We start from the raw sequence: 22,489 nt of genomic DNA on the forward strand, positions 1-22,489 counted from the left end.
GAAGGAACGAACGTGACCCTGATCTATGGCCATCGCGGCGCCAAGGGCGAAGCGCCCGAGAACACCCTGAACAGCTTCCGCCAGTGCCTGTCCCACGGCATCATGCGCTGCGAGCTGGATCTGCACCTGTCGGCCGACAACCAGCTGATGGTGATCCATGACCCTACCCTCAAGCGCACCACCGGCAAGCGCGGCAAGGTGGTCGAGCACCCGGCCGAAGACCTGGTCAAGCTCGACGCACGTCAGGGTGGCCCGGGCTGGGTCCAGCCCTGCCCCATCCCACGCCTGGAAGAGTTGTTCGAGAAATGCCCGTTCGAGCACTGGCAGCTGGAGGTCAAGAGCGCCTCGCGCACCCGCGCAGCCAGCACGGTGCTGGCCATTCGCGAACTGGCCCAGCAGTTTGGCTTGCTGGACAAGGTAACGATCACCTCCAGTTCACGCGAAGTGCTGGGCGCCGCTCAAGAACTGGTGCCGGATGTGCAACGCGGCCTGGTGGCCGAGTACGCCTGGCTCGACCCGCTGAAAGTTGCACAGAACTATGGTTGCCAGATGCTGGCCTTGAACTGGACGCTGTGCACCCCGGAACGCCTGCAAAAAGCGCAAAAGCAGGGCTTGCACGTGTCGGTATGGACGGTCAACGAGCCGGCACTGATGCGCCGGCTCGCTGATTTTGGCGTGGACAGCCTGATTACAGACTTTCCCGGTTTGGCCAGGACCACCCTCGGGCAGGGTTGAATTCGGTCTCTCCGACCGGCTCAGGCCACCGGTCGGAGCCGCTCAAAAAAGCCGGTTCAGACCGTCATAGGCCGCTACCCGATAGGCTTCGGCCATGGTCGGGTAGTTGAACGTGGTGTTCACGAAGTACTTGAGGTTGTTCAGCTCGCCCGGCTGGTTCATCACCGCCTGGCCGATATGCACGATTTCCGACGCCTGATAGCCGAAGCAGTGCACACCCAGCACCTGCAGCGTCTCGCGGTGGAACAGGATTTTCAGCATGCCCTGGGGCTCACCGGCAATCTGCGCCCGGGCCATGCTCTTGAAGAAGGCCTTGCCCACTTCATAGGGCACCTTGGCCTGGGTCAGTTCCTGCTCGTTCTTGCCGATCGAGCTGATCTCCGGAATGGTGTAGATACCCGTCGGTACATCGTTGACGAAACGCCAGCTGCCGTTGTCGACGATGCTCCCTGCGGCCGAGCGGCCCTGGTCGTGCGCGGCACTGGCCAGGCTTGGCCAGCCAATCACGTCGCCGGCGCCGTAGATGTTCGGCACGCTGGTGCGGTAGGCCTCGTCCACTTCGATCTGGCCGCGGCTGTTGACCTTGATGCCGATGTTCTCAAGCCCCAGCTTGTCGGTGTTGCCGGTACGCCCGTTGCACCAGAGCAAAGCATCGGCCTTGATCTTCTTGCCCGACTTCAGGTGCAGGATGACACCGTTGTCCAGCCCCTCGACCCGCTCATAATCTTCGTTGTGGCGCACGGTGATGTTGTTGTTGCTGAAGTGGTAGCTCAGGGCCTGGGAGATTTCCGAATCCAGGAAGCTGAGCAATTGCCCACGGTTGTCCACCAGTTCGACCAGCACACCCAGGCCGCTGAAGATCGAGGCGTATTCGCACCCGATCACCCCGGCGCCATAGACGATCAGCTTGCGCGGGGTATGGCTCAAGCTGAGGATGGTGTCGCTGTCGTACACACGCGGGTGGTTGAAGTCGATGTCTGCTGGCCGATAGGGGCGCGAACCGGTGGCAATGATGATGTGCTTGGCGTTGAGTTTTTCCACCACACCATTGGGGCAGACCACTTCGACGGTCTGCTCGTCGGCGAAGCTGCCGGTGCCGACGAACAGATCGACGCGGTTGCGGGCATAGTAGCCCGTACGCGAGGCCACCTGTTTGGCGATGACCTTCTCGGCGCTCTTGAGCACGTCCGGGAAGGAGAACCAACGCGGCTCGCCGATGGCGCGGAACATGGTGTTGGTGTTGAACTGCATGATCTGCCGCACCGAGTGACGCAGTGCCTTGGAGGGGATGGTGCCCAAGTGGGTGCAGTTACCCCCGACTTGGCGGCGGGTGTCGACCATCGCCACCTTGCGCCCTGCTTTGGCGGCGTTCATTGCCGCACCTTCCCCGGCTGGGCCGGAACCCAGCACCACTACGTCGTAGTTGTAGACAGCCATGCGTACTCCTTCAGAACTGGCCCGCAAGCCACGGTCGCTTGCGGCGCACGATCATGCCGCCTGGGCGCCATGAGAAAAAATCGGGTGCAGTCTAATCAAGCGTGAACGGCGCGCACATTAACCCTTGGTCGCGTCGTAGGCCAATTTCGCCCGCACTACATAAACAACCTTCTCCTTGGCGGCAATCATCCTCGTCCCCGCTTTCGATCACCTTTCACTACCTGCTCAGGCGAAAAAACCGCTCAGGCACCTGCCAAACGGCGGTCATTGTCCCTGAAATGTCGCGTTGAGTCACTCGGTGCCCCCTGCGCTCTGCGAGTACAAGCACCCGTGCCCGGCCGCCCAAACGAAAACGGGAACCCGAAGGTTCCCGTGTGTTCAGCGTCTGAACGGCCGATCAGCGTGGAAAGGCAGGTGGGTTGACCCCGGCCATGTCTTCCATCACGCGCACGACCTGGCAGCTGTAGCCGAACTCGTTGTCATACCACACGTACAGCACGACGCGGTTGTCGTTGCAGATGGTGGCTTCGGCGTCTACCACACCGGCGTGGCGCGAGCCCACGAAGTCGGTGGAGACCACTTCCTGGGAGCTGACGTAGTCGATCTGCTTGTGCAGGTCCGAGTGCATGGCCGTCTGGCGCAGGTACTCGTTGATTTCCTCGCGGCTGGTGGCCTTTTCCAGGTTCAGGTTGAGGATGGCCATCGACACGTTCGGCGTCGGCACGCGAATGGCGTTGCCGGTCAACTTGCCCTTGAGCACTGGCAGGGCCTTGGCGGCGGCGGTGGCAGCACCGGTTTCGGTGATGACCATGTTCAGCGGCGCGGCGCGGCCACGGCGGCTGCCCTTGTGGAAGTTGTCGATCAGGTTCTGGTCGTTGGTGAACGAGTGAACGGTTTCGACGTGGCCGTTGACGATGCCGTACTGGTCGTTGACGGCCTTGAGCACCGGCACGATGGCGTTGGTGGTGCAGGAGGCGGCGGAGATGATCTTGTCATCGGCCGTGATCTCGCCATGGTTGATGCCGTGCACGATGTTCTTCAGGGCACCCTTGCCAGGTGCGGTGAGGATCACGCGGCTGGCACCCGGGCACGCCAGGTGCTGGCCCAGGCCGTCGGCATCACGCCATACGCCGGTGTTGTCCACGATCAGCGCGTTGTCGATACCGTACTGGGTGTAGTCGACTTCGCTCGGGTTCTTGGCATAGATGATCTGGATCAGGTTGCCGTTGGCCGTCAGGGTGTTGTTGGCTTCGTCGATGGTGATGGTGCCATCGAACGGCCCGTGCACCGAGTCACGACGCAGCAGGCTGGCACGCTTGACCAGATCGTTCTCGGCGCCTTTGCGCACGACGATGGCACGCAGGCGCAGGCCGTCGCCGCCACCGGTCTTCTCGATCAGGATACGCGCCAGCAGGCGACCGATACGGCCGAAACCATACAGCACGACGTCGGTGCCCTTGCGCGCAGCGGCGTTCTGCTGGCCCACCACGTCGGCCAGCTCCTCACGCACGAACTGCTCGGCGCTGCGGCCGTTGCCTTCGAGCTTGAACTTGTTGGCCAGCTTGCCCAGGTCGACCGAGGCGGCGCCCAGCTTCAGCTCGCTCATGGCCTTGAGCAGGGGGAATGTCTCGTGAACGGACAGTTCGGTTTCGTCGGTCTGGCGATGACGCGCAAAGCGGTGTGCCTTGAGGATCGAGATAACCGAACGGTTGATCAGGCTGCGGCCATAGATCGAGCTCACCACATTGTTGTTGCGGTAGAGCTGACCGATAAGCGGGATCATCGCTTCAGCCAGGGCTTCACGATCGATCCACTCACCAAGACACTGGTCGGGCTTCTGAGTCACGGGAACCTTCCACATGTAGGGACAGAAAAAAGGGGCTACATTATGACGCCCCGATGCGTAACCGGCAATGAGCGCCTGTCGAGGTCACGCACATCGATCATCCTGCCCCATTGGAGCCTGACAGCCGCCAGCGTCACCGGTACAATCGGTCTCTTTGCCGAAACGCTTGGAGTGCAATCTCCCGTGTCAGTTCTGCGCCTACCGCAACTGTCGGCTACCGCCGGCAAACAAACCTGGGGCAACCTGCCCGGTGCCGCCCTCAGCCTTGCCATCGCCGAGGCCGCCAGCAGCGCTGGCCGCTTTACCCTGCTACTGACGGCAGACAGCCAGGCCGCCGACCGCCTGGAGCAGGAACTGAAGTTCTTCGCGCCCGAGTTGCCAGTGCTGCCGTTTCCCGACTGGGAGACCCTGCCCTACGACCTGTTCTCGCCCCACCAGGACATCATCTCCCAGCGCATCGCCAGCCTGTACCGGTTGCCCGAGCTGAGCCACGGCATCCTGGTGGTGCCCATTACCACGGCCTTGCATCGCCTGGCCCCTACCCGCTTCCTGCTAGGCAGCAGCCTGGTGCTGGACGTGGGCCAGACCATCGATGTGGAGCAGATGCGCAGCCGCCTCGAAGCCAGTGGCTACCGCTGCGTCGACACCGTCTATGAGCATGGCGAGTTCGCCGTGCGTGGGGCCTTGATCGACCTGTTCCCGATGGGCAGCAAGCTGCCCTACCGCATCGACCTGTTTGACGACGAAATCGAGACGCTGCGCACGTTCGACCCCGAGACCCAGCGCTCGATCGACAAGGTCGACTCCATTCGCCTGCTGCCGGCTCGCGAATTTCCGATGCAAAAAGAGGAAGTCACTCGGTTCAAGGCACGCTTTCGCGAGCGTTTCGACGTGGATTTTCGCCGCAGCGCGATCTTCCAGGACCTGGCCAGCGGCATCATCCCGTCAGGCATCGAGTACTACCTGCCGCTGTTCTTCGAAGAAACCTCGACCCTGTTCGACTACTTGCCAGCCGATACCCAGGTGTTTTCGCTGCCGGGCGTCGAGCAGGCGGCCGAGCATTTCTGGAACGACGTGCGTGGGCGCTATGAGGACCGCCGGGGCGACCTGAGCCGGCCCTTGCTGCCGCCGGCCGAGCTGTTCATGCCAGTGGAAGACTGTTTCGCACGCCTCAAGCAGTGGCCAAGGGTGGTGGTCAGCCGCGATGACCTGGACCCCGGCGCCGGGCGCCAGCGCTTCGCCGCCCGCGCCCTGCCCGACCTTGCCATCGAAGCCAAGGCCAACCAGCCGCTGGCGGCATTGGCAGGGTTTCTCGACCAGTTCGATGGCCGCGTCTTGTTCACCGCAGAATCGGCCGGGCGCCGCGAAGTGCTGCTCGAGCTGCTCGAACGGCTCAAGCTGCGCCCGAACACGGTCGAAGGCTGGACCGACTTCGTCACCGGCAGCGAACGCCTGAACATCACCATCGCACCGCTCGACGAAGGCCTGCTGCTCGACGACCCGGCCATGGCCCTGATCGCCGAAAGCCCGCTGTTCGGTCAGCGGGTGATGCAGCGCCGCCGCCGCGACAAGCGCGGCGAAACCGCCAACGACGCCGTCATCAAGAACCTGACCGAGCTGCGCGAAGGCGCACCGGTGGTGCACATCGACCATGGCGTAGGCCGCTACCTAGGCCTGGCCACGCTGGAAATCGACGGCCAGGCCGCCGAGTTCCTTACCCTTGAATACGCCGAGGGCGCCAAGCTCTACGTACCGGTTGCCAACCTGCACCTGATCGCCCGCTACACCGGCAGCGATGACGCGCTGGCGCCCCTGCACCGCCTGGGCTCGGAAACCTGGCAGAAAGCCAAGCGCAAGGCTGCCGAACAGGTACGCGATGTCGCCGCCGAGCTGCTCGACATCTATGCCCGCCGAGCAGCGCGCAAGGGTTATGCGTTCGCCGACCCCGCCGCCGACTACGCCACGTTCAGCGCAGGCTTCCCGTTCGAGGAAACCCCCGACCAGCAAGCGGCCATCGAAGCGGTACGCGCCGACATGCTGGCGCCCAAGCCCATGGACCGCCTGGTGTGCGGCGACGTGGGCTTCGGCAAGACCGAGGTGGCCATGCGTGCAGCGTTCATCGCCGTGCACAGCGGTCGCCAGGTGGCTGTGTTGGTGCCCACTACCCTGCTGGCCCAGCAGCATTACAACAGTTTCCGCGACCGATTCGCGGACTGGCCGGTCACCGTCGAGGTGATGAGCCGCTTCAAATCGGCCAAGGAAGTGGCCACCGCCGCGGCCGAGCTGGCCGAGGGCAAGATCGACATCCTGATCGGCACCCACAAGCTGCTCCAGGACGATGTGCGCTTCAAGGACCTGGGCCTGGCCATCATCGACGAAGAGCATCGTTTCGGTGTGCGTCAGAAAGAGCAGCTCAAGGCGCTGCGCAGCGAAGTGGACATCCTCACCCTGACCGCCACGCCCATCCCGCGCACCTTGAACATGGCTGTGGCGGGTATGCGCGATCTGTCGATCATCGCCACGCCACCGGCGCGGCGCCTGTCGGTGCGCACCTTCGTCATGGAACAGAACAACAGCACCGTCAAGGAAGCACTGCTGCGCGAACTGCTGCGCGGCGGCCAGGTGTACTACCTGCACAACGATGTGAAAACCATCGAGAAATGCGCCGCCGACCTGGCCGAGCTGGTCCCCGAGGCGCGCATCGGCATCGGCCACGGCCAGATGCGCGAGCGCGAGCTGGAACAGGTGATGAGCGACTTCTACCACAAGCGCTTCAACGTGCTGGTGGCCTCGACCATCATCGAAACCGGCATCGACGTGCCCAGCGCCAACACCATCGTCATCGAGCGTGCCGACAAGTTCGGCCTGGCCCAGCTGCATCAACTGCGTGGCCGAGTCGGTCGCAGCCACCACCAGGCCTATGCCTACCTGCTGACGCCAACGCGCCAGAAGGTCAGCGGCGACGCCGAAAAACGCCTCGAAGCCATCGCCAACACTCAAGACCTGGGCGCCGGGTTCGTGCTCGCGACCAACGACCTGGAAATCCGCGGGGCTGGCGAATTGCTCGGGGATGGCCAGAGCGGCCAGATTCAGGCGGTGGGCTTTACCCTGTACATGGAAATGCTCGAGCGCGCCGTCAAGGCGATCCGCAAGGGCACCCAGCCCAACCTGGAGCAACCACTGGGCGGCGGCCCGGAAATCAACCTGCGCCTGCCGGCCCTGATCCCCGAGGACTACCTGCCGGACGTGCATGCGCGGCTGATCCTGTACAAGCGCATCGCCTCGGCAGCCGATGAGGAAGGGCTCAAGGACCTGCAGGTCGAAATGATCGACCGCTTCGGCCTTCTGCCAGAGCCCACCAAGAACCTCATGCGCCTGACGCTGCTCAAGTTGCAGGCGGAGAAACTTGGCATCAAGAAAGTCGACGCCGGCCCCAACGGCGGCAAGCTGGAGTTCGAGGCCGAAACGCCGGTCGATCCTCTGACCCTGATCAAGCTGATCCAGAGCCAGCCCAAGCGCTACAAGTTCGAGGGCGCCACTCAGTTCCGCTTCCTGGTTCCAATGGAACGGCCTGATGAGCGCTTCAACACCCTTGAGGCGCTGTTCGAGCGCCTGACACCAAAGCCTGCCTAAGGAAGATCCATGCGCGCCATTCGCTGTCTGACCCTGCTGCTGGTGGCGTTTGCCCCAGCGGCATTCGCCCAGGGCCCGTACCAGGTCGAAATGATCCTGGTACGGCAGAACAACGTACCCGCGTTCACCAGCCCCTTCGCTCCCGAAGACTGGAGCGCTGGGGCGCCACGGCTGGACAAGAGCGCAGAGCAGCGCCCAGCCCTGGAAGACGAGGCCACGCGCCTGGGCGCCACGGCCGACTACACGGTGCTCATGCATCGGGCCTGGCAACAGCAGGTAGGCGATGGGCCCAGTCGCATCGCATTGGGTGAGGGTGCCGAGCAGTTCGGCCATTTCCCGATCGAGGGCAACCTGAGCATCACCCAGGGCCGCTTCATCCAGGTTGAAGCCAACCTCTGGGTCAACCAGCTCGACAGCAACGGCAGCGTGCTGCAGAGCGAGCAGTTTCGCCAGGCCAACAGCAATGTGAAAGGCGGACAACTGACCTACCTGGACGGCGGCCATCTGGCCATGCTCCTGAAGATCACCCCACCCGGCACACCCAAGATGCCATCGCTGGACATGCTGGAGCAGTAGCCCATGAGCCGCAATGGACCGGATGCCTTCGAGCTGCTGAACGAGTACCCCAACTGGATCGAATGTTTCGACGCAGGCACTCTGAGGCGAGGCGAGGTTTACGCGAGCGAGGGCATGTCCGAGCTGGAGTACCTAAACGGGCAAAGGTTTTCCGCTCTGTGCAAAGGCAGTGCAGGACAAACCTACCGGCAGGACATCGAAGTGAGCGTGCATGCCGGGCGCCTGCTCGTAAAAGGCCGGTGCAGTTGCCCTGTTGCGCGCAACTGCAAGCACTGCGCGGCTGCGCTGCTGCTGATCAGCGACCCCTTCGACACGCCACTGATAGCCAAGCCCACCTCTGCAAAGATGTCAGCCGAGCTTCAACATTGGCTCAGCAATCTCGAACAAGCGCCCGCGCCAGTCGAACCGGGCAAGGACAGGCGCGGGCGCTCGGTCTGCTACAACTTGCGCCTTCAGGACGATGCCAGTTGCTCAGTGGTCGTGCGCAAGGGCGCCGAAACCGAAGACGGCATTCGCTTCAGCCGGGTGCAGTCGGTCTACGACTTCCTGTACGACCGACCGAAGTTCGTGACCGAAGAAGACGCGCGCATCCTGCGTCTGCTCTCCTCGCTCAATCAGGGGGGCGGCCAGGAGCGAGGCTACAGGCTGACCGGGGCCGAAGGCGGTGAGTTGCTCCAGCGCATCATCGACACGGGCCGACTGTACCTGTTCGACACCCAACCGCAACTGGTGCCCGGGCCGGTGCGCCAGGGCGAGTTTCGCTGGGTGCGCCTGGACAATGGTGCGTACCGTGGCTTGTGGTTCACCGGCGGGGATAAAACCAACTGCGTCATCCCGTTGCTTCCGCTGTACTACCTGGACATGGTCACCCATGAGATCGGTATCCTCGAACATGGGCTCAACCCCCACGTTGCAATGCAACTGACCCTCGCACCCGAGGTGCCGGAGCACTTGGTCGTGCCACTCAGCCACAAGCTCAATGCCTTGAGCCATGCCGTGCCTACGCCGACCGAGGTCGAAGAGCAACACGTCGATGACATCCAGCCCAAGGCGCACCTCGCGCTCGGGAGCCTGGAGTTCACCGCCTACATGCCCAAGACCGGCCGCATGCAGCGCCAGATGCAGCATCGCGCCGCGTTGTCGTTCGACTACGACGGCCTGTCGGCCAGCGGTAATACCGACAAGCCGCTCACGCGCCTGGTGGGCAGTGTGAGCCAGCGCATCAGCCGTCAACCCAAGGCTGAGCAAGCCCTGCGCAATGTCCTGCGCGACATGGGGTTCAAGGTCGCGACCCGGCAGAGCAAGGCGCTGCCCGACAGCGCGGGCGAGATGTTCCTGCTCGCCGACGACGAAGCCTGGCTGCAGTTCGTGCGTACAGACCTGCCCCGGCTGCGTGAGGCGGGCTGGCAGGTGGATGTCAACCGCGACTTCGCGTTCGACTTGCAGGAAGTGGAGGACTGGTACGCCACCGTCGATGAAACGCCAGGCCATGAATGGTTCGACCTCGAACTGGGTATCGTCGTCGATGGACAGCGGCACAGCCTGCTGCCCATCGTGCTGCAACTATTGCGCAATAGCCCTGAGCTGCTGCGCCCCAGCGAACTGGCCAAGCGCAATGACGAGGAGCACCTGCTGATCGATCTCAACCGTGGCCGGATCGACGCCTCCGCCCTGCGCGTGGCACTGCCTTATGGCCGGGTCAAGGCCGTGATGGCGACCTTGGGCGAGCTGTACATGAGCGAACCCGAAGCCGGAACGGCACTGCGTATGAGCCGAGCAGACGCTGCGCGCCTGAACGGGATCGAAGCGCTGCCGCTGCATTGGGAAGGCGGGGAGCATGTGCGCGATTTGGGTCGCCGCCTGCGGGATACCAGGGATCTGCAGGTCACCCCACCTGCCGGCTTGCACGCCAGCCTGCGCGGCTACCAGCAGCAAGGGCTCAACTGGCTGCAAGCACTGCGGGAGATGGGCACCGGTGGCATCCTTGGGGATGACATGGGCCTGGGCAAAACCTTACAAGCCCTTGCCCATGTGCTGCTGGAAAAAGAAGCGGGCCGTTTGACGACGCCAGCACTGGCGGTCATGCCGACCAGCCTGCTACCCAATTGGCTGGACGAGGCGCAGCGTTTTGCACCTGACCTTCGGGTACTGGCCCTGCACGGGCCAGCACGCAGCAAGCATTTCACCCGTCTGCAGGATTACGACCTCATCCTGACCACCTATGCCCTGGTGCCCCGCGACCTCGCGCATTTGCGTGCGCAGCCATGGCACCTGCTGTTGCTCGACGAGGCGCAGAACATCAAGAGCAGCACCAGCAAGGCCGCCATGGCTGTGTGCCAACTGCAGGCTAGCCAGCGCCTGTGCCTGACCGGTACACCGATGGAAAACAACCTCGGCGAGCTGTGGTCGATCTTCCACTTCCTGATGCCCGGCTGGCTGGGTGACCTCAAGCGTTTCAACCAGGACTACCGCACGCCGATCGAGCGCCAGGGCAACACCGAGCGCCTGACCCACCTGATCACGCGCATTCGACCCTTCCTGCTGCGCCGCACGAAGGAGCAGGTCGCCACCGAACTGCCAGCCAAGACGGAACTGGTGCACTGGGTCGAACTGAGCGACGCACAGCGTGACACCTACGAGGCCGTGCGGGTGGCGATGGACAAGAAGGTTCGCGACGAGGTAGCCCGTAATGGTGCCGCACGCAGCCAGATCGTCATTCTCGATGCACTGCTCAAGCTGCGCCAGGTGTGTTGCGATCTGCGGCTGGTCAAGGGCGTGGATATCAAGGGCAACCAGAGCGACAAGGGCAAGCTGGGCGCGCTGCTGGAGATGCTCGAAGAGCTGATGAGCGAAGGCCGCCGCGTGCTGCTGTTCTCCCAGTTCACCTCGATGCTGGCGTTGATCGAGCAGGAACTGAAAAAACGCAGCATTTCCTACAGCCTGTTGACCGGAGACACCCGCGACCGTCGCACCCCTGTACAGCAATTCCAGGCGGGGGATAGCCAGGTCTTTCTGATCAGCCTCAAGGCAGGCGGGGTGGGCTTGAACCTGACAGCAGCCGACACCGTGATTCATTACGACCCGTGGTGGAACCCGGCCAGCGAAAACCAGGCGACCGACCGGGCCTACCGCATCGGCCAGGACAAGCCCGTGTTCGTGTTCAAGCTGATTACCCGCGGCACAGTGGAGGAAAAGATCCAGCTGTTGCAGCAGGAGAAAGCAGCGCTGGCCACCAGCCTGCTTGACGGAGGCAAGGCTGGGCAGTGGCGACTGGGGGACGAGGAAATCGAAGCGTTGTTTGCGCCCTTGCCGGGCAAGCGGGGTCGGTAAAACCTGTCGGGACGCGCACTGGCTGGGTGAACGCGTCCCGACAGCCTGCTTGGCAATAAGCGGCTAGTCGATCAACTGCGCGTCCTTGAGCGCACCCAGCGCCTGCAGCCAACGCGGATGTTGGCGATAATCGGTGCAGGCCGTGCCTTGACCGCGCATGCTGGCGATCCGAGGCGACGGCGTGACCCGCAGGCGCTGAGCCGCGCCCAGCGCCAATTCGGCTGCAGCCCGGTCGTTGCAAACCAGCCCCATATCACACCCGGCAGTGAACGCAGCTTCGATGCGGCTGGCCGCATCACCCACCACATGAGCACCGGCCATGGACAGGTCGTCGCTGAAGATGACCCCGTCAAAACCCAGCTCGCCGCGCAAAATATCTTGCAGCCACCGGCGGGAAAAGCCTGCCGGGCGGTTGTCGACCTGCGGATAGATCACATGGGCAGGCATCACTGCCGCCAATTGACCGCTCAGCCGGCTGAACGGCACCAGGTCCGCCGCTCGCAGCTGCTCCAGGCTACGCTCGTCAGTGGGTATCGCTACGTGGGAATCAGCTTCTGCCCAGCCATGGCCTGGGAAATGTTTGCCACAGGCCGCCATGCCTGCCGCGTTCATGCCGCGGATGAATGCGCCCGCCAGTTGCGTAGCTCGAAGCGGATCGCCCTCGAAGGCTCGGCTGCCCACCACCGCGCTGCGCTGGTGATCCAAGTCCAGCACCGGGGCGAAGCTCAGGTCCAGGCCAACGGCGAGCACTTCGGTCGCCATCAACCAGCCACATTGTTCGGCCAGGTACTCGGCATTGGCAGTGTCGGCCAGGGCACGCATGGCCGGCAAGCGCACGAACCCCTGGCGCAGACGCTGCACTCGGCCTCCCTCCTGATCGACGGCCAGGATCAGGTCAGGGCGCAGTGCGCGAATGGAGGCGCATAACGCGCGCACCTGCCGCGGACTTTCGATGTTGCGGGCGAAGATGATCAACCCCGCCACTTCAGGCTGGCGCAACAGCTGCCGGTCTTCGGCGGTCAGCCAGGTGCCGGCGATATCCACCATCAAGGAGCCTTGCAGGCTGACGGTCATGAGAAATCCTTCAATAGAGACAGGGAAAAGCCCGCTTGCGGCTGGCAACAGGCCAAGTTATGCCTTGACGGGGGCTGCACCGCTGGCGGTTTTGCTGCGCGGGCGCAACTGGGCGCTGGCCATGGCCGCGTCGGTGACGCCGGTATCGGCACGCATGCCGGCAGCCAGGAACGGCACCATCAGGCGCATCACCTGCTCGATGGAGGTGTTGATGCCGAAGTCAGTCTCGGCGATGGCCCGCAGCGCCTTGATGCCCGACATGCTGAACGCAGCAGCCCCGAGCATGAAGTGCACACGCCAGAACAATTCGATCGCAGGAATGCGTGGCGCGGCTTCGTTGACGAGCAACATGTAGCGGCGGAAGACCTTGCCGTACATGTCTTCGAGGTAACGGCGCAAATGGCCCTGGCTCTGGCTGAACGCCAAGCCAAGCAGCCGCATGAAGATCGACAGGTCGTTGTTGCTGCGCGGCTGCACGGCAAGGGCTTGCTCGACCAGCATCTCCAGCAATTCTTCAAGGGTGGGCTTATGCTCGGGGCGGGCCTGACGCCGTTCCAACTCGCGCTCGAGACTGGCGCAGAAGGGCCCCAGGAAACGAGAGAAGACCGCTTGGATCAGGGCTTTCTTGGAACCGAAGTGGTAGTTCACCGCCGCCAGGTTAACCCCGGCCTTGCTGGTGATCAGCCGCAACGAGGTTTCGGCAAACCCGCGCTCGGCAAACAGCTGCTCGGCAGCATCGAGGATGCGTTCAACGGTTTCCGATTGGGCCATGACTACTCCGAGCACTCCGCCATACAAACAGGTGTTTGAAACATACGTTTCAACCCCACATCTGTCAAGCGCTCGTGACCGGCCGGTCAGTCAAGCCATTGTAAGGTCGTGAAGCGGTGATCTCGAGGTGATCTGCTCCAGTCGGCTTACCTAGGGGCTGCCAAAGCTTGCGGCTAGACCAATACTGTATATAATCCCAGTCACTGTACAAAAAGACAGAGCGCTGATCATGTTGAAACTGACGCCACGCCAAGCCGAAATCCTCGCCTTCATCAAGCGCAGCCTCGAGGACAACGGCTTTCCGCCGACCCGTGCCGAGATTGCCCAGGAGCTGGGTTTCAAATCCCCTAATGCCGCCGAGGAGCATCTCAAGGCGCTGGCCCGTAAAGGCGCTATCGAGATGACGCCAGGCGCCTCCCGAGGCATTCGCATTCCCGGCCTCGAAGCCAAGGCCGAGGAGGCCGGGCTCCCGATCATCGGCCGCGTTGCTGCCGGCGCCCCGATCCTTGCCGAGCAACACATCGAGCAATCCTGCAACATCAACCCCGCCTTTTTCCACCCCCAGGCCGACTATCTGTTGCGTGTTCACGGCATGAGCATGAAGAACGTGGGCATCCTCGATGGCGACCTGTTGGCGGTGCATACCTGCCGTGAAGCCCGCAACGGCCAGATCGTCGTGGCGCGCATCGGCGACGAAGTCACCGTCAAGCGCTTCAAGCGCGAAGGCAACAAGGTCTGGCTGCTGGCCGAAAACCCGGAATTCGCCCCTATCGAAGTCAACCTGAAAGATCAGGAACTGGTGATCGAGGGCTTGAGCGTCGGCGTCATTCGCCGCTGAATCAGGAGGCGTCATGCAGCCATTCACCCATACAACCGAGCAAGTCCAGTTGCCGCTGTTCGAAGCATTCCTCGCCCAGCCCGTCCTGCCTGGCCTCAAGGCCAGCGAACTGGCGCGCAAGAGTGACTTGCCCGACCTGTTCAGCGAATTGTCACTGCACGGCGCCCCCAGTCACTGTCATACCTTGCTGGCACCTGTGCTACGTGAACTCAGCGAAGAAGACGAAACGCGCTGGCTGACCCTCATTGCGCCACCGTCGAGCCTGACACAGGCCTGGCTGCGCAGGGCTGGCCTAAACCGCGAGCGCATTCTGCTGCTTCATCCGCGCGGCAACCAGCCTCCCCTTCAGTTGGCGTGTGAAGCCCTACGCCTGGGCCGTAGCCATACCGTGGTCAGCTGGCTGGGGAGCGTCAATGCCAATGCACGTCAGTTGCTGTTGCGTGCAGCAAGCGTGGGTAACGCGCAAAGCCTGAACATTCGTTTCGGCTAACACTGCGGCATTCGTGCTACCAGCCTGACCGCTCCCAGGTCATGCTCACCCTGACGAGTAAAGATCGCCGGGAAAGCGCAACGCCTTTCCGACTGCCCCACATTCATCCGTCTGATACGCTTGCCGCCATCACCGGCCAGGCCGGTGGCAGCGATCACACGACTGCGCGTTTCAGTGCAGAACGCGCGGCCCTTCGTCACGTTCGAGCTCGCCATCCACAAGCCGTCCAGCCATCTGTACCCCCACGCTGAGCATGGCTTTGGCCACCTCGACGTGCTGACCTTGCAGAAATACTTTGGCATCCTCTGAGAAATCCAGGGTTACCAGTGAGCCTTCATCCTCGGCGCGACGCAGTTCGATGCGGCCATCAGGCAACTCGACAATTTCCAGAAAAGACGTAGACATAAAGGGCGGTTCTCCACGAAAGGCGAGCATTGTACCAGCGCTCGAGGCCGTCAGCACTCACTCAACGCATCACGAAAACGCCTGACAAGCGCCTTGAGGTTGCTGCGCCACGCTTCAAGCTCGGCACGGGACAGCGGCGCAGGCACCTGCTCATCGAGGCTGACGGCCTGGATCAGCGGCTGGGTGACGTCAGTCTTGGGTGGTTTGCGCATCACGGGCGCTCGGAACAAGTCAGCATACGCAGCCAGCATCTGCGCCAGCCAGGTCTCCCGTTGCCGGGCAAGCTCCAGAAGCTCGGCAACTTCTGGTATGGCGATGCCGTTAAAGGCGTCATGGGCCAGGGCCTGCTCGACGGTTGCCAGCGCAGGCAAGCGATAGTACCCACTGATTTCGTGACACAAGCCAAGCAATGCACCGTGCAGATGAAACAATGCCGACTCCCGCTCAGCCTGCACCAGCCCCTGGGCGTTCATGGCCTGACTCTGTTCAGCCTTGGCCATCGATTCCAGTGCCAGCCCGGCAAAGAACAGTTTTTGATTGGTACGGGTATAGAGCTCCTGGGCCATGTGTCGCCCTCCCATCAGGTGGCTAAGCGGATTGCTGCATCATAAATGAAAGGGGCCGTGCTGCGGCCTTTCGTGGCATCAGCTCACGAAAGGCCGCCGCGCGGCCCCATCCCTGAACGCTAGACCTCAGCGCTTGTCTTCGACTTTCCAGGTCTTGCCATCGTAGAACGCCTTCCAACCGGTAGGCTTGCCGTCCACTTCGGACTGGACGTATTGCTCCTTGGTCTTGCGGCTGTAGCGGATCACGGTAGGACGACCGTCCGGATCCTTCTGGGGCGCTTCGCACAGGAAATGGTACTTGGGATCGATCTCATGCTTGTGCGGAACAATCTCGCACACCAGGGGCGCACGCGTTTCGCGATTCTTCGGGAACTGGCTGGCAGCCAGGAACAGCCCCGAAGCACCATCGCGCAGCACATAGGTGTCGTCCACCTTCTCGCACTTGAGCTCAGGCATGTCGACCTTGTCCATCTTCGGCGGCGCCGCTTCACCGCTTTTGAGCAGCTTGCGCGTGTTCTTGCACGCAGGGTTGGTGCACCCGAAGAACTTGCCGAAGCGCCCGGTCTTGAGCTGCATTTCGCTGCCGCACTTGTCGCACTCAAGGCTTGGGCCTTCGTAGCCTTTGATGCGATAGCTGCCCTCTTCGATCTCGTAACCCGGGCAATCGGGGTTATTCCCACAGATGTGCAGCTTGTGCTTTTCATCGAGCAGGTAGGCGTCCATCGCCGTCGCACAGACCGGGCAGCGGTGCTTGCCAAGCAAGACGCGCGACTCCGATTCACCCTCGTCGTCTGCAGCAATCTCGTCACCAGGCACGAGGTTGACCGTGGACTTGCAGCGCTCCTTGGGTGGCAGGCTGTAACCAGAGCAGCCCAGGAACACGCCCGTGGACGCTGTACGGATCATCATCGGCCGGCCACACTCCTTGCAAGGAATGTTGGTCATCGTCGGCTGGTTGGCGCGCATGCCGCCTTCGCTGGATTCGGCCGTCTGCAACTTTTTGCTGAAGTCGCCGTAGAACTCGTCCAGCACGTTCTTCCAGTCGCGTTCGCCGTGGGCGACGTCGTCGAGGTTCTCCTCCATGCCGGCGGTGAAACCGTAATCCATCAAGTTGGAGAAACTCTCGGAAAGCCGCTCGGTCACGATATCGCCCATCTTCTCCGAGTAGAAGCGACGGTTGTGCAACGTCACGTAGCCACGGTCCTGGATGGTCGAGATGATCGCCGCATAGGTGGATGGACGGCCGATACCGCGTTTTTCCATTTCCTTGACCAGGCTGGCCTCGGTGAACCGTGCAGGCGGTTTGGTGAAGTGCTGGGTAGGATCAAGCTGCATCAGCTTGAGCGCTTCACCCTGGACCATTTCGGGCAGCACGTCGTCTTCACCAGGCTTGCTCTGCTGCGGCAACACGCGGGTGTAGCCATCGAACTTCAGGATACGGCCCTTGGCACGCAGCTCGAAGCTGCCTGCTGCCACGGTCACGCTGGTGGACAGGTACTGGGCCGGCGGCATCTGGCAGGCCAGGAACTGACGCCAGATCAGCTCGTACAGCCGCTCGGCATCGCGCTCCATACCGCTGAGCTTGGTCGGGTGGGTGCTCACGTCCGAAGGCCGGATGGCTTCGTGCGCCTCCTGAGCCCCCTCTTTGCTGCCGTAGACCTGCGGCGTTTCGGGCAGGTACTGCTTGCCAAATTCTCGCTCGATGTAGCTACGGGCCATTTCCAGCGCATCGCTCGACAGGTTGGTCGAATCGGTACGCATGTAGGTGATGTAACCCGCTTCGTACAGACGCTGGGCCATCATCATGGTCTTCTTCACGCCGAACCCCAGGCGATTGCTCGCCGCCTGTTGCAGGGTCGAGGTGATGAAGGGCGCTGAAGGCTTGCTGCTGGTCGGGCGGTCTTCACGCTTGACAACGCTATAGCTCGATGCCTTGAGCTTTTCCAGCGCGGCCATGGCCTGGGTTTCGTTCAGCGGCTTGAAGGCCTCGCCATTTTCACGGGCGACTTCGAAGCGAACCTTGGCGTTCTTGGCAGTGCCGAGATCGGCATGGATTTCCCAGTATTCCTGAGGAATGAAGGCACGAATCTCGCGTTCGCGTTCGACCACCAGCTTGACGGCTACCGATTGCACACGCCCGGCCGACAGGCCACGGGCAATCTTGGACCACAGCAACGGGGACACCATGTACCCCACTACGCGATCGAGAAAACGGCGCGCCTGCTGCGCGTTGACCCGATCGATGTCGAGCTCACCGGGCTGCGAAAACGCTTCCTGAATGGCTTTCTTGGTGATTTCGTTGAACACCACGCGCTTATAGCGGGTGTCGTCGCCACCGATGGCCTCACGCAGGTGCCAGGCGATCGCCTCCCCTTCGCGGTCCAAGTCGGTTGCGAGGTAGATGGTGTCGGCGTCCTTGGCCAGGCGGCGCAGCTCGTCGATCACCTTTTCCTTGCCGGGAAGGATCTCGTACTTGGCTTTCCAGCCCTGGTCCGGGTCGACGCCCATGCGTGCAACCAGCTGGCGACGCGCCTTTTCTTTGGGCGAAAGGGCCGGTGCCTCACCCGCCGCCTTGCCACGCTTGGCGGCCGGCTCTTTGCTCGCGCTAGCCGAACCGCTGGTGGGAAGGTCTCGGATATGGCCGATACTCGACTTCACCACGTACTGGTTGCCCAGGTACTTGTTGATGGTCTTGGCCTTGGCCGGGGATTCCACAATGACCAGCGATTTGCCCATGGATCGGAGTATTCCTGAATCTGAAGATTGAAAACACGTCAGGTACCAGACGCGGCACCGCTATATATAGTGGCAAAACTGCGAGGTCAAGTTCAGAACATCACGCCTGCGACTTGTCCGACATCCCGCAAAGCCCTTCTTCGGCCTTGATCAACGCAAAGCGGGGCACCTGTTCGCCATCGACTTCCACCGACTCGCGGAACATCGACAGCGGGCGCACCCAGAAGCTGTAATCACCATACAGGCATTGGTAGAACACCATCCACTCCTCGCTCTCGGAGTGCCGCGCAACACTGAACACACGGTACTCCGGGCCCTTGTAATGCCGGTACACACCTGGCTGGATCTGCATGTCGTCTACCTCCTGATGCCATCGAAACCCAAAAAACAAAACCGGGGCACGAGGCCCCGGTTGCTGTCCTTCTCCTGCGCCTTAGACGCGTTCAAAGACAGTGGTGATACCTTGGCCAAGGCCGACGCACATGGTCGCAACCCCCAGCGTGCCGCCATTTTGCTTCATGACGTTGAGCAGGGTGCCGGAAATACGCGCCCCGGAGCAACCAAACGGGTGACCCAAGGCGATCGCGCCGCCGTGCAGGTTAACCTTCTCATTCATCTTGTCGAGCACTTTCAAGTCTTTCAACACAGGCAGCGCCTGTGCGGCGAACGCCTCGTTGAGTTCGATGAAGTCGATGTCGGCCATGCTCAAGCCCGCGCGCTTGAGGGCTTTCTGGGTGGCCGGTACTGGGCCGTAGCCCATGATCGCGGGGTCGACGCCCGCCACTGCCATGGCCCGAATGACCGCCAGAGGCTCGATACCCAGGTCCATCGCACGCTGCCCTGACATCACGATCATGCACGAGGCACCGTCGGTGATCTGGGAAGAAGTACCTGCGGTCACGGTTCCGCCTTTGGGGTTGAAGGCCGGCTTGAGCGACGCCAGGCCCTCGAGGGTGGTTTCCGGACGAATGGTTTCGTCGAAGTCGAACACTTTCAGGAAACCGTTCTCGTCATACCCCTGCATGGGGATGATCTCGTCCTTGAACTTGCCCTCGATGGTGGCCTTGTGCGCCAGCTGGTGCGAGCGCACGCCGAACTGATCCTGCTGTTCACGCGTGATGCCGTGCATCTTGCCCAGCATCTCGGCCGTCAGGCCCATCATGCCCGAGGCCTTGGCCGCATGCAGCGCCAGGTGTGGGTTGGGGTCTACGCCATGCATCATGCTCACGTGCCCCATGTGCTCGACGCCGCCAATCACGAACACGTCGCCATTGCCAGTCATGATCGCCTGGGCGGCGGTGTGCAGTGCGCTCATCGACGAGCCGCACAGCCGGCTGACGGTCTGCGCCGCAGAGGTGTGCGGGATCTGGGTCATCAACGAGGCCATGCGGGCGATGTTCCAGCCCTGCTCCAGGGTCTGGTTCACACAGCCCCAGATCACGTCCTCGACTTCCTTGGGATCGACCTTGTCGTTGCGCTCAAGCAACTTGCTGATCAGGTGCGCCGACATGTCTTCGGCACGGGTATTGCGGTGCATGCCACCCTTGGAGCGGCCCATTGGCGTGCGACCGAAGTCGACGATCACCACGTCTCTTGGATTAAGGCTCATATCAAATCTCTCGCTCTAGCTCGTTGACCGCTCAGTTGAAGAAGCGCTGGCCCGTCTTGGCCATCTCACGCAGCTTGGCGGTCGGGTGGTACAGCGGCCCCAGGTCGGCATAGCGATCGGCCAGGGCGACGAATTCGGCTACACCCAAGGTATCGATGTAGCGCAGCGCGCCGCCACGGAAGGGTGGGAAGCCAATGCCGTAGACCAGGCCCATGTCCGCCTCGGCGGCCGTCTCGACGATGCCATCTTCAAGGCAGCGAACGGTTTCCAGGCACAGCGGGATCATCATCCAGTTGACGATGTCCTCGTCACTGACTTCACGCTGCTCGTACACGATGGGCTTGAGTACCTCAAGCACGCCGGCATCGGCGACTTTCTTCGGCTTGCCACGCTTGTCGGTTTCATAGGCGTAGAAGCCCTTGCCGTTCTTCTGGCCCAGGCGGTTGGCATCGTACAAGGCGTCGATGGCCGAGCGGCGCTCGTCCTTCATGCGATCGGGGAAGCCCTCGGCCATGACGTCACGGCCATGATGCCCGGTGTCGATGCCCACCACGTCCATCAAGTACGCCGGGCCCATGGGCCAGCCGAATTTTTCCATGACCTTGTCGATGCGCACGAAGTCCACCCCCGCGCTAACCAGCCTGGCGAAGCCGCCGAAGTACGGGAACAGGACACGGTTGACCAAGAACCCTGGGCAGTCGTTGACCACGATTGGGTTCTTGCCCATCTTCTTGGCGTAAGCGACGGTGGTAGCAACTGCCACTTCGCTGGATTTTTCGCCACGGATCACTTCCACCAGCGGCATCATGTGCACCGGGTTGAAGAAGTGCATGCCCACGAAGTTTTCCGGGCGCTTCAGCGCTTGTGCCAGCAGATTGATGGAAATGGTCGAGGTATTGGATGCCAGAATCGCATCCTCCCTCACCTGCCCTTCCACCTCGGCAAGCACGGCCTGCTTGACCTTGGGGTTTTCAACCACCGCCTCGACCACGATGTCCACGTGGGCGAAATCGCCGTACGACAGGGTCGGACGAATCGCGTTGAGCGCCTCGGCCATCTTGGCCGGCGTCAGGCGACCTTTCTCGACCCGATTGCCCAGCAGCTTGGACGCTTCGTTCAACCCAAGCTCGATGGCCTCTTCGCGAATATCCTTCATCAGAATCGGCGTGCCCTTGACCGCCGACTGATAGGCGATGCCGCCGCCCATGATACCGGCGCCCAGCACGGCCGCCTGCTTGACGTCACGGGCAATCTCGTCGTGGGCCTTGGCCTTGCGCTTGAGTTCCTGATCGTTCAGGAACAAGCCGATGAGGCTCTGTGCAACCGACGTCTTGGCCAGCTTGGCAAAGCCTGCCGCTTCGATTTCAAGTGCCTTGTCGCGACCGAAGTTGGCCGCTTTCTGGATGGACTTGATCGCCTCGACAGGCGCTGGGTAATTAGGGCCGGCCTGCCCAGCGACGAAACCTTTGGCGGTTTCGAAGGCCATCATCTGCTCGATGGCATTGAGCTTGAGCTTCTCGAGCTTGGGCTGGCGCTTGGCCTTGTAGTCCAGCTCGCCACTGATGGCGCGCTTGATCAGGTCCAGGGCACCGGCCATGAGCAACTCAGGCACTACCACGGCATCGACGGCACCGACTTTCAGGGCGTCTTCGGCACTGTTTTCCTTGCCCGCGGCAATCCACTCGACGGCGTTGTCCGAGCCGATCAGGCGCGGCAGACGCACTGTGCCACCAAAGCCTGGATAGATGCCCAGCTTCACTTCGGGCAGGCCGATGCGCGCGGTGGTGGCCATGATGCGGTAGTCCGCTGCCAGGCACATCTCCAGACCACCGCCCAGGGCGATACCGTTGATGGCTGCAACCGTAGGCACCTGGAGGTCTTCGAAGGCGTTGAAGATATGGTTGGCTTCCAGGCTGCCGGCGACCAATTCGGCCTCGGGCAACTTGAAGTTGTCGACGAACTCGGTGATGTCGGCACCGACGATGAACACGTCCTTGCCGCTGCTAACGATGACACCCTTGACCGAAGCATCGGTCTGGATGGCGTCTACAGCCTGGCGCAGCTCGCTCAGGGTCAGGCGGTTGAACTTATTGACGGACTCACCCTTGAGGTCGAACTTGAGCTCGACGATGCCACTTTCAAGAGCCTTAACCGTGATGGCTTTACCTTCGTAAATCATCAACTGATCTCCAAGATATGGAAGCTGAACTGTACACGCCGATCACTGCAGCACCGCAGCCGTCATGGCCACCTGCTCCAGGCACACCCGTCAGCGCGCGAGTCGTACGCATGAATGAGTGGCGTGCAATGCAAACGCTCAATTCATACGCCCGTTTGATTTGGGTGTGCACACATTCTCCGAAAAGATCTGCATTGTCAAATGCTGCACCCACGGGGAGAAAGGCCGACTTTGCGGTCACTTTCCACAAGCCGGGTACGACCG

The 22,489-nt window shown here is 62.1% G+C and carries 16 protein-coding genes; 6 read left to right on the forward strand and 10 right to left on the reverse strand.

Translation table 11 applies throughout. The features are described from left to right. Positions 1-12: 12 nt before the first annotated feature. Complete coding sequence (locus B2Y33_RS07795; protein ID WP_027915081.1) at positions 13-735, forward strand: glycerophosphodiester phosphodiesterase; 723 nt, start codon at positions 13-15, stop codon at positions 733-735. Positions 736-777: 42 nt separating this feature from the next. Here B2Y33_RS07795 and sthA read toward each other — a convergent pair whose 3' ends face one another. Together sthA and B2Y33_RS07805 are read right to left on the reverse strand one after the other, a co-directional pair. Next, positions 778-2,172 (reverse strand): Si-specific NAD(P)(+) transhydrogenase, encoded by a 1,395-nt coding sequence (gene sthA, locus B2Y33_RS07800; protein WP_206405872.1) that lies wholly within the window; start codon positions 2,170-2,172, stop codon positions 778-780. Positions 2,173-2,569: 397 nt separating this feature from the next. Beyond that, positions 2,570-4,033, reverse strand: a complete 1,464-nt coding sequence (locus B2Y33_RS07805) for a glyceraldehyde-3-phosphate dehydrogenase (protein WP_027915082.1) — start codon at positions 4,031-4,033, stop codon at positions 2,570-2,572. Between the two features lie 168 nt (positions 4,034-4,201). Here B2Y33_RS07805 and mfd point away from each other — a divergent pair, with 168 nt between their 5' ends. The 3 genes from mfd to B2Y33_RS07820 are packed head-to-tail and all read left to right on the forward strand — an operon-like array spanning position 4,202 to position 11,557. After that, positions 4,202-7,651, forward strand: coding sequence for a transcription-repair coupling factor (mfd, locus tag B2Y33_RS07810; protein WP_027915083.1), 3,450 nt, complete (start codon positions 4,202-4,204; stop codon positions 7,649-7,651). A 9-nt stretch (positions 7,652-7,660) separates the two neighbouring features. Then, the gene (locus B2Y33_RS07815; RefSeq protein ID WP_027915084.1) at positions 7,661-8,227 is read left to right on the forward strand and encodes a peptidoglycan binding protein CsiV; all 567 of its coding nucleotides are present in this window, start codon (positions 7,661-7,663) and stop codon (positions 8,225-8,227) included. A gap of 3 nt (positions 8,228-8,230) precedes the next feature. After that, entirely contained in the window at positions 8,231-11,557 is a 3,327-nt protein-coding gene (locus B2Y33_RS07820) for a DEAD/DEAH box helicase (protein ID WP_288632822.1), read from the forward strand. Between the two features lie 63 nt (positions 11,558-11,620). On the opposite strand, the gene nagZ is transcribed toward B2Y33_RS07820, so the two are convergent. Together nagZ and B2Y33_RS07830 are read right to left on the reverse strand one after the other, a co-directional pair. Further along, entirely contained in the window at positions 11,621-12,619 is a 999-nt protein-coding gene (gene nagZ, locus B2Y33_RS07825; protein ID WP_174435402.1) for a beta-N-acetylhexosaminidase, read from the reverse strand. Between the two features lie 69 nt (positions 12,620-12,688). Continuing rightward, positions 12,689-13,402 carry a TetR/AcrR family transcriptional regulator gene (locus B2Y33_RS07830; RefSeq protein WP_027915086.1) on the reverse strand — a complete coding sequence of 238 codons (714 nt, stop codon included), beginning with the start codon at positions 13,400-13,402 and terminating at the stop codon, positions 12,689-12,691. Positions 13,403-13,631: 229 nt separating this feature from the next. Between B2Y33_RS07830 and lexA the strand changes: the two genes are divergently transcribed. Both lexA and sulA read left to right on the forward strand, forming a co-directional pair. Then, positions 13,632-14,240 carry a transcriptional repressor LexA gene (gene lexA / locus B2Y33_RS07835; RefSeq protein ID WP_023534260.1) on the forward strand — a complete coding sequence of 203 codons (609 nt, stop codon included), beginning with the start codon at positions 13,632-13,634 and terminating at the stop codon, positions 14,238-14,240. Between the two features lie 13 nt (positions 14,241-14,253). After that, a complete protein-coding gene (gene sulA / locus B2Y33_RS07840; RefSeq protein ID WP_023534256.1) occupies positions 14,254-14,730 on the forward strand; it encodes an SOS-induced cell division inhibitor SulA in 477 nt (158 codons plus the stop codon). A gap of 171 nt (positions 14,731-14,901) precedes the next feature. Here sulA and B2Y33_RS07845 read toward each other — a convergent pair whose 3' ends face one another. The 6 genes from B2Y33_RS07845 to fadB form a co-directional block, all read right to left on the reverse strand. Then, positions 14,902-15,135 carry a hypothetical protein gene (locus tag B2Y33_RS07845; RefSeq protein WP_023534164.1) on the reverse strand — a complete coding sequence of 78 codons (234 nt, stop codon included), beginning with the start codon at positions 15,133-15,135 and terminating at the stop codon, positions 14,902-14,904. Positions 15,136-15,185: 50 nt separating this feature from the next. Further along, positions 15,186-15,701 (reverse strand): DUF6586 family protein, encoded by a 516-nt coding sequence (locus B2Y33_RS07850; RefSeq protein WP_028687363.1) that lies wholly within the window; start codon positions 15,699-15,701, stop codon positions 15,186-15,188. A gap of 126 nt (positions 15,702-15,827) precedes the next feature. Continuing rightward, complete coding sequence (gene topA, locus B2Y33_RS07855; RefSeq protein WP_027915088.1) at positions 15,828-18,437, reverse strand: type I DNA topoisomerase; 2,610 nt, start codon at positions 18,435-18,437, stop codon at positions 15,828-15,830. A gap of 100 nt (positions 18,438-18,537) precedes the next feature. Next, a complete protein-coding gene (locus B2Y33_RS07860; protein WP_027915089.1) occupies positions 18,538-18,789 on the reverse strand; it encodes a DUF1653 domain-containing protein in 252 nt (83 codons plus the stop codon). A gap of 81 nt (positions 18,790-18,870) precedes the next feature. Beyond that, positions 18,871-20,046, reverse strand: coding sequence for an acetyl-CoA C-acyltransferase FadA (gene fadA, locus B2Y33_RS07865; RefSeq protein WP_027915090.1), 1,176 nt, complete (start codon positions 20,044-20,046; stop codon positions 18,871-18,873). A gap of 31 nt (positions 20,047-20,077) precedes the next feature. After that, positions 20,078-22,225, reverse strand: a complete 2,148-nt coding sequence (fadB, locus tag B2Y33_RS07870; protein WP_027915091.1) for a fatty acid oxidation complex subunit alpha FadB — start codon at positions 22,223-22,225, stop codon at positions 20,078-20,080. Between the last annotated feature and the right edge of the window lie 264 nt (positions 22,226-22,489).

Source organism: Pseudomonas sp. UBA5666 (assembly GCF_002420785.1).
GTDB classification, from domain to species: Bacteria; Pseudomonadota; Gammaproteobacteria; order Pseudomonadales; family Pseudomonadaceae; genus Aquipseudomonas; species Aquipseudomonas fulva.